Below are 8118 nucleotides of genomic sequence, written 5' to 3' on the forward strand. Positions count from 1 at the left end.
CCCGCCGGTCCGGGGCTCAGGCGAGGCCCGTGTCGCGTTCGACGACGGTGAAGCGGTCGGCCACCAGCCCGACGGTGGCGCCGGTGGCGAGCGGCCGGCGGTGCTCGAACGTGACGTGCTCGCCGCCGGGCAGCTCGGCGACGGACTCGCGGCCGGACCCCTGGAAGCTGCTGCGCACCACGGTGCCGGTGAACTGGGCGCCGGCGTCGACGAGGCGCAGGTCCTCGGGGCGCAGGGCGACGTTCACGACGGCGCCGGGCGGGCCGGGCGGCCGGCCGAGCGCGACGGTGGCGCCGCCGCCGAGCGCGAGCCCGCCGTCGGCGGTGACCTCGCCCTTCAGCAGGGTGACGGTGCCGACGAACGAGGCGACGAACGTGGTCTCCGGCCGGTCGTAGACGTCCTCGGGGGCGCCGATCTGCTCGACGCGGCCGCCGTTCATGACGGCGACCAGGTCGGAGATCTCCAGCGCCTCGTCCTGGTCGTGGGTGACGTAGACGGCGGTGATGCCGGTCTCCTGCTGGATGCGGCGGATCTCGCGGCGCATCTCGATCCGCAGCTTGGCGTCCAGGTTGGACAGCGGCTCGTCCATGAGCAGCACGTCGGGCTCCAGGGCGAGCGCGCGGGCCAGGGCGACGCGCTGCTGCTGGCCGCCGGAGAGCTGGCCAGGCCTGCGCTGCTCGCGGCCGGTCAGCCCGACCATGGCCAGCCCGGCCGCCACCTTGGCGGCGATCTCCTGCTTGGGCAGCTTGCGCAGGCGCAGCCCGTACGCGACGTTCTCGGCGACGGTCATGTGCGGCCACAGCGCGTAGCTCTGGAAGACGAACCCGATGCGGCGCTTCCACACCGGCACCCGGGCCAGGTCGCGCTCGCCGAACCGGACGCTGCCGGTGTCGGCCGTCTCGAACCCGGCGACGATGCGCAGCAGCGTCGTCTTGCCGCAGCCGGACGCGCCGAGCAACGTGACCAGCCGCCCCGACGGCACCCGCAGGTCGACCGACTCCAGGGCGGTGGTCTCGCCGAAGGACTTGGAGACGCCCTCGATGCTGATGTCCATCAGATGCTCCGGATGTTGTAGCGGCGGCGCAGCAGGTAGAGGGGGACGTAGACGGACACGAGCAGCACGGTGGTCATGGCCGAGGCGACGCCGAACGGGCTGCCGGGCTGCATGGCGTTGGTGAAGATGACCACGGTCATGGTGACCCACGGCACCGCGTACAGCATGACGGTGGCCGACAGCTCGGTGATCATCTGCAGGAAGCCGACGGTGCCGCCGGAGATGACGGCGGGCCTGATGATCGGCACGACGACGTCGCGGAAGCTGCGCCTGGGCGGCGCGCCGACGCTCATCGCGGCCTCCTCCAGCGACGGGTGCACCTGGGCGAGCGCGGTCTCGATGGACTTCATCACGTACGGGAGCCGCCGGATGAAGTAGGCGACCACGATGATCAGCGCGGTGCCGGTGAGGATGACCGGCAGATGGTTGAACGCCAGGATGAACCCGATGGCGAACACCGTGCCCGGCAGGATGTACGGGACCATGACGAGGTTGTTCAGCAGCGGGCCGGAGATCCGGAAGCGCTTGCGGGCCACGATGTAGGCCACGACCACGCCCGTGACCAGCGCGAGCAGGCAGGCGATGCCGGCGAAGACGAAGCTGAGCACGATCGGCTGCAGCGACTCCTCGAACAGCCGCCGGTAGTTGTCCAGCGTCGGCTCCCACTGCAGGATGCCCGACTGCCAGCGCAGGAAGCTGGTGAGGACGACCACGAGGTGCGGCACGAACCCGAGCAGCAGCGCCGTCCAGATCCCGCCCAGCGTCAGCGCTCTGGGCAGGCCGCGCAGCTCGCGCAGCGGCTGCTCCCGGCCGCCGGTCACGGCGAACGAGCGCCGCGCGACGATCCGCCGCTGCGCGACCAGGGCGAGCCCGGAGACGAGCACCATCACGATGCTGGCCGTGGCGGCGACGCCGGGGCTGGCGGCCACCTCGGACATGAAGTTCTGGTAGACCACGACGGGCAGCATCTGGTAGCCGCCGCCGATGAGCATGGGCGTGCCGAAGTCGGCGAAGATCCGCATCCCGGCCAGGTAGCAGCCGGTGACGATCGCGGGCACCGCCAGCGGCAGCGTCACCTTCCAGTGCGCCCGCCACGGCGTGGACCCGACCGACAGCGCGGCCTCCTCCAGCGCCGGGTCGACCGCCCGGAACGCGTCGTACACCATGAGGAAGATCAGCGCGAACGTGAACCACACGCCCACCCAGATGATGCCGCCGACGCCGAGGATCGAGTCGAACGGCAGCGGCACCCCCGCCTCGCGGGCCGCCTTGGTGACGATGCCGCCGCTGCCGAGCAGCAGCAGCCACGCGTACGCGCCGAGGAACGGCGGCGAGGTCGTCGCCATCGTCAGCAGCGTGAGCACGGCCTCCCGGCCGGGCACCCGGTAGCGGGCCATGACGAACGCGAGCGGCACCGCCACCAGCGCGGCGCCCGCCGCGACGGCGAGGCTGACGACGACGCTGTGCACCAGCGGCGCGGTGAACCGGTCGTCGGCGGCGAACGCGGCGAACCGGTCGAGCGTGAACTCGCCCGTGTCGGAGGTGAACGCGGCCGTGACGATCCACAGCTGCGGGTAGACGATGAAGATCAGCAGGACGAGCAGGGCGAGGAGGCCGGCCAGCCGCCACGGGTCGCGCCAGTTCGCCCGGGAGGAACGGGACCGGGACCGGACGGCCATCAGCCCGCGCTCTTGACCGCGTCGTCGAACTTGGCCAGGATCTCGTCCTTCTGCCCGGCCGCCCACTTCTCGTCCACGCCGGCCCGCTTGAGCTGCTCGACCGGCGGCAGCCCGGTCGGCGCGGACACGTCGGCGCGGGAGGAGCGCCGCTGCACCTGGTCGACCATCGTCTGCTGGGCCTCCTTCGACATCAGGAAGTCCACGAACGTCTTGGCCGCCTCCAGGTGCTTGGCGCCCTTGATGACTCCGGCGGAGCCGATCTGGCTGGACACGCCGTCGGACGGGTAGATCAGCTTGATCTTGGCCCCGGCCTCGATCCACTTGGCGCCCAGGTCCTCGTTGATGAACGAGGTGCCGACCTCGCCGTCCTTGACCATGTTGAACATGGCCGTGGAGCCGTCGAGCAGCCGGGCGTTCTTCGCGAACCGGGTCACGTACTCCCAGTCGTGCAGCGTGACCATGGTGGTGAGCAGGCTGTAGGAGGTGCCGGACGACTTGGGGGTGGCGAAGGCGATCTCGCCGCCGGGGTAGTCCGGCTCGGCCAGGTCGGCGAACGTCCTGGGGTGCTTGCTCGCGTCGGGGAACTTGTCGGTGTTCACGGCGATCGCCTGGAAGAGCAGGTCGGTGGCGTGCCAGACATGGTTGGGGTCCTTGGCCACGGTGGCGGCGTCGTTGGGCAGCTCGACGGGGGCGATCAGGTCGGCGTTGGCCGAGTACAGCTCGGACGAGCCGCCCCAGATGACGTCGCCGAGCGGCCGGTCCTTCTCCGCCCTGACACGGGCGAACGCCTCGCCGGTGCCCGGCAGGCTGATCTTGTTGACGGTGATGTCGGGGTGCGCGGTCCTGAACGCGGCCAGGATCGGGTCCGTGACCTCGGGGCCGCTGACGGAGTAGAGCGTGAGCGAGTTCGCGTCGCCCTGGCCGGCGCCCGCGTCGTTGTTGGTCAGCACACCCGAGCAGCCCGCCAGGGCCAGCGTGACCGCGCCGAGCATGATCCCGTACCGCATGGTGGTGTCTCCTGATCTGAGGGGGGTTTCAGCGGATCCATACCGGGTTGCCGGCGGCCCGCAGCGAGCTGTGGTCGCGCATCGAGCTGGCCCAGAAGCGGGGGTCGTGCCTGCCGGGGTCGGCGTGCGCCTCGGCCCGGTAGTAGCCGGGCCGGTCGATCACGTCCTCGACGGCGATCCGCTGCCACTCCCCCGGCCGGTCCCCGGCCGGGACCACGCCGATGATCAGCCCGTCGCGCAGCACGAACACCACGACCGGCTCGTCCGCCCGCACGTCCACCTCGACGCGCACCCGCCCGCGCCCGGTGCTCGACCCCATCGGCGCGCCGTCCACGCGCATGTCGAGGTCGGCGCCGCGCCACACGGCCACCCGCCCGGCCCGCAGCCCCGCCACGATCCCCGCCCGGCTCGCCTCCTCGGCGTGCACCACGGTCACCACCTGGCCGAGCGCCTGCGCCGGGTCGTGCGGGTCGTGGCAGTCGCTGCCCGCGACGCCGATCACCCGGTGCCCGGCCGTGAGCAGCCGGTCCCACAGGCCGATCTGCGCGTCGTTGTTGGCGCCCTGCTGGAGGTGGGCGATCTCGATGAGGTCGACGCGGTCCCACGGGGTGTCGAAGCGCCGCCACGCCTGGTCGCCGCTGAAGGCGTGGTTGACGCAGAGCAGCCCGCCCTGCTCGTGCACGTCGGCGGCCACCTGGGTCATCGTGTGCTCGGGGCGGTCCACGTACGTGTCGACCCAGCGCGACAGGCCGTGCAGGTTGGCGTGGCCGCGGTGGCTGGTGAGCTCCATCGAGCGCAGCAGCACGAGCTCGTCGTCGTGCGCCGCCAGGTCGTCCCAGTGGGCGGAGGTGAAGTGGTCGGTGACGGCCAGGAAGTCCAGGCGGGCGTCGCGGGCGGCCCGCACCAGGTCGGCGACGGGCCTGCGGCCGTCGGAGTGGTGGGAGTGGCTGTGCAGCTCGCCCCGGTACCAGCCGGCGCCGCCGCGCGTGACCTCCCCCGGCGCGGGACGCTCGCGCGGCACGGCCCGCGCCGCCGCCGTCGCCGGCTCCCCGGCCGGGCGGGCGCGCACGGTCAGCTCGTACGGCGCGGCCCGCTTGTGGCGGTCGAGATCGAGGCGTACGGTCCACCGGCCGGGCGGGACCGGGCCCGGGACGCATCCCGGCGTCGCGTCGTGCCGCCCGACGCGGATCACCAGCCGCCTCGGCCCCGGCCCGCCGGGACACTGCACGTGCCCCCGGAACGTTCCGGCGGGGTCGAGGAGCACCGCGTAGATCTGGACGACGTCCATGACCTTGTCGTAGGCGAGCTCCAGCTCCAGCTCGCCCGCGCCCTCGGGGACGTCCAGCGGGTAGTGCAGGTAGTGCAGGTCCAGCGCGGGCTCCGGCAGGCTGGTGGCCACGCTGAGCAGCTCGATCTCCCCGATCATGGTGCCGCCGGACTCCCGTCTTCCTTGCCGATCAGTGACAGCTTTCTATCCGGGAGATGAACAAAAAGTCAACGTTTGTTAAGACATAAGGTGAATCTGTCGTATGGTCGCGGGGACATCCCGGCTTTCCGAGGAGGGGCGGAGTGCGGCAAGCCGGTTGAAATCGCCGGTCATTCACCGGCAAGCCGGTTGAAACCGCCGCATCGCACAGTGAGGCCATCCACCAGGAAGGACGGTCCTCCGATGAGCCTCTCCCGCGCCCTCGCCGGTCTCGCAGTCGCCGCCACCGCCACCATCACCGTCGCCGCCCTCGCCCCCGCCGCGCACGCCGCCCCCTCCGCCGGGTCGTGGGGCCCGTACCAGGCTCCCGGGAAGCGCGCCGTCGCGGCCGGCACGCTGACCGCCACCGGGGAGGACCACGCCGACCTGCCGACCGCCGACGCCGTCCGGATCAGCGGCACCGTGCGCGACAACACGCGCGGCGCCGCGTGCGGGTGGGCGGTCTTCCGCATCACCTACCGCTCGGGCGGCGAGCTGCCGTTCCGGCACCGCTGGGCCCGCGACTGCTCCTACCGCACCCCGAAGCACTTCACGATCAGCCACGGGGACGTCTACCAGGTCGAGCTCAAGGTCTGCGCCGAGCCCAAGGCCGCCAAGCCCTCCCTCACCTGCCTGTACGCGGGCACCTGGAAGACCCTCTACCTGTCGAAGTGACCGCCGGCCGGACCGGAAAACCTGTCGAACCGCGCCGGAGCCGGGTGGTATGCGTGTGCGGGTGGACTTCTACCTGCGGACCGACCGCCTGGCCCTGCGCCGCTTCACCGAGACCGAGGCCGACGCCGACCTCCTGTACGACCTGCACAACGACCCCGAGGTGATGCGCTACCTCAACGGCGGCAAGCCGGTCCCCCGCGAGGTGATCACCGGGGAGACGCTGCCGAGGTTCGCCGCCGGGGGCTTCTACGCCGCGTTCGACGGGGAGACGTTCATCGGCTGGTTCCTCCTGAACGGCCCCGCCGAGGGGCCTGAGCTGGGCTACCGGCTGCACAAGGCGGCCTGGGGCAAGGGCTACGCGACCGAGGGCTCGCTGGCGCTCATCGACCGCGCCTTCGCCCTCGGCGCCCGGCGCGTGTACGCCGAGACGATGACGGTCAACCGCGGCTCGCGGCGCGTCATGGAGAAGTGCGGGCTGCGCTTCGTGCGCACGTTCTTCCAGGACTGGCCGGACGTGATCGACGGCTCCGACCAGGGCGAGGTCGAGTACGAGATCACCCGCGAGGAATGGGAGGCGCGCCGGTCCTGAACCACCCGGCCTGGTGCACTGGTCAGACCAGTCGTTAGGGTGCCTCCATGGCATACGAGCGGTTGTTCCGCCTGGACGGGCGGCGTGCGGTGGTCATCGGAGCCGGCAGCGGCATCGGCAGGGAGTCGGCGCTCGCGCTGGCCGCACACGGCGCCGACGTCGTGTGCGCCGACCGCGACCTGGCCGCCGCCACCGCCACCGCCGAGCGCTGCGGTGGCGCCGCCCGGCTGCTCGACGTGCTCGACACCGGCGAGCTGCGCGCCGCCGCCGCGGCCGAACACCCCGTCGACGTGCTCGTGTTCACCGCCGCCACGAACGTGCGCAAGCGGCTGCTCGACTACACCGGCGAGGAGTTCGACCGGGTCGTCGACCTGAACCTGCGCGCCTCGTTCGAGGTGATCCGGGCCTTCGGCGCGGGCATGGTCGAACGGGGCCGCGGCTCCATCATCGGCTTCGCGTCGATCCGCGCCTCCGTGACCGAACCCGGCCAGGGCGTCTACTCGGCCACCAAGGCCGGGCTGGTGCAGCTCCTGCGCACCGCCGCCGCCGAGTTCGGGCCGTCCGGGGTGCGGGTCAACGCGATCGCGCCCGGCGTCGTCGAGACGCCGCTGACCAGGCAGATCAAGGACAACCCCGCCTGGTACGACGCCTACGCGGCCAAGAGCGCGCTGGGCCGGTGGGCCACGGCGGAGGAGATGGCCGGCGCGGTCGTCTACCTGGCGAGCGACGCGGCCAGTTTCGTCACCGGCTCCGTGCTCCACGTCGACGGCGGCTGGACCGCCGTCGACGGCCGCTTCGACCCACCGAACTAGCGCCCCGCCGAGACAGCCGCCTCCCGGTCCGGCTGCCGCCCGCCGGGGCCGGCGTGGCGTGGCAGAGTGGGGCCATGCGCATCGGGGTGCTCGGGCCACTGGAGGTGGTGGCGGACGGGGGGCCGGTCGACGTCGGCGGGTTCCGGCTGCGGGCGCTGCTCATCCGGCTGGCCCTGGACCCGGGCGGCATGGTGACCTCACGCGCCCTGGCCGAGGCGCTGTGGCCCGACGGCGGCCCCGCCAACCCGGCCCCGGCCCTGCACTCGCTCGTGTCCCGGCTGCGCCGCGCCCTGCCCGGCCGCGACGCCCTGCGCTCCGAACCCGCCGGGTACCGGCTCGACCTGCCCGGCGACAGCGTGGACGTGACCCGCTTCGAACGGCTCGCCGCCCAGGGGCACCGGGCGCTGCGCCAGGGCCGCCCGGACGCCGCCCTGCCCGCGCTCGCCGGCGCGCTGGCGCTGTGGCGGGGCGAACCGCTGGCCGACGCCGCCGCCCTCCCCTTCGCCGCCTCGGCCGCCGTACGCCTGGAGGAGCTGCGGCTCGGCGCGCTGGAGGACCGCATCGAGGCCGAGCTCGCCACCGGGCACCGGCCGCCGGGCGGCGTGGCCGAGCTGGAGCAGCTCACCGCCGCCCACCCCCTGCGCGAGCGCCTGCGCGCCCTCCACCTCCGCACACTCGCCGCCCACGGCAGGCAGGCCGAAGCCCTGGCCGCCTTCGAGACCTACCGCCGCCTGCTGGCCGCCGAACTCGGCACCGACCCCGGCCCCGACCTCCGCGCCCTGCACCTCCACCTCCTCCACGGCACACCCCCCACCCCCTCCCCTCCGACCCCCCGCC

Annotated in this window: 8 protein-coding genes; 4 read left to right on the forward strand and 4 right to left on the reverse strand. The window is 72.9% G+C overall.

Features of this window, described 5'->3' with window-relative positions; all coding sequences use genetic code 11:
- Nucleotides 1-16: 16 nt before the first annotated feature.
- Genes KME80_RS38950 through KME80_RS38965 form a run of 4 tightly spaced genes read right to left on the reverse strand, consistent with a single transcriptional unit; the run spans nucleotide 17 to nucleotide 5166 of the window.
- The gene (locus KME80_RS38950) at nucleotides 17-1054 is read right to left on the reverse strand and encodes an ABC transporter ATP-binding protein (protein ID WP_219513931.1); all 1038 of its coding nucleotides are present in this window, start codon (nucleotides 1052-1054) and stop codon (nucleotides 17-19) included.
- Nucleotides 1054-2733, reverse strand: coding sequence for an ABC transporter permease (locus KME80_RS38955; protein WP_219513934.1), 1680 nt, complete (start codon nucleotides 2731-2733; stop codon nucleotides 1054-1056). The genes KME80_RS38950 and KME80_RS38955 overlap by 1 nt, the downstream gene beginning before the upstream one ends.
- Complete coding sequence (locus tag KME80_RS38960) at nucleotides 2733-3740, reverse strand: extracellular solute-binding protein (RefSeq protein WP_219513943.1); 1008 nt, start codon at nucleotides 3738-3740, stop codon at nucleotides 2733-2735. The genes KME80_RS38955 and KME80_RS38960 overlap by 1 nt, the downstream gene beginning before the upstream one ends.
- A gap of 28 nt (nucleotides 3741-3768) precedes the next feature.
- Entirely contained in the window at nucleotides 3769-5166 is a 1398-nt protein-coding gene (locus tag KME80_RS38965; protein ID WP_219513960.1) for a CehA/McbA family metallohydrolase, read from the reverse strand.
- 243 nt (nucleotides 5167-5409) lie between these two features.
- Between KME80_RS38965 and KME80_RS38970 the strand changes: the two genes are divergently transcribed.
- The 4 genes from KME80_RS38970 to KME80_RS38985 all read left to right on the forward strand — a co-directional run.
- Nucleotides 5410-5880 (forward strand): hypothetical protein, encoded by a 471-nt coding sequence (locus KME80_RS38970; RefSeq protein WP_219513966.1) that lies wholly within the window; start codon nucleotides 5410-5412, stop codon nucleotides 5878-5880.
- Between the two features lie 49 nt (nucleotides 5881-5929).
- Complete coding sequence (locus KME80_RS38975) at nucleotides 5930-6469, forward strand: GNAT family N-acetyltransferase (protein WP_246646467.1); 540 nt, start codon at nucleotides 5930-5932, stop codon at nucleotides 6467-6469.
- Between the two features lie 47 nt (nucleotides 6470-6516).
- Nucleotides 6517-7281, forward strand: a complete 765-nt coding sequence (locus KME80_RS38980) for an SDR family NAD(P)-dependent oxidoreductase (protein ID WP_219513974.1) — start codon at nucleotides 6517-6519, stop codon at nucleotides 7279-7281.
- 74 nt (nucleotides 7282-7355) lie between these two features.
- Nucleotides 7356-8118 (forward strand): AfsR/SARP family transcriptional regulator (locus KME80_RS38985; RefSeq protein ID WP_219513976.1); only part of this gene is annotated, 763 nt, incomplete at its 3' end.

Source organism: Nonomuraea ceibae, assembly GCF_019396325.1.
GTDB lineage: Bacteria > Actinomycetota > Actinomycetes > Streptosporangiales > Streptosporangiaceae > Nonomuraea > Nonomuraea ceibae.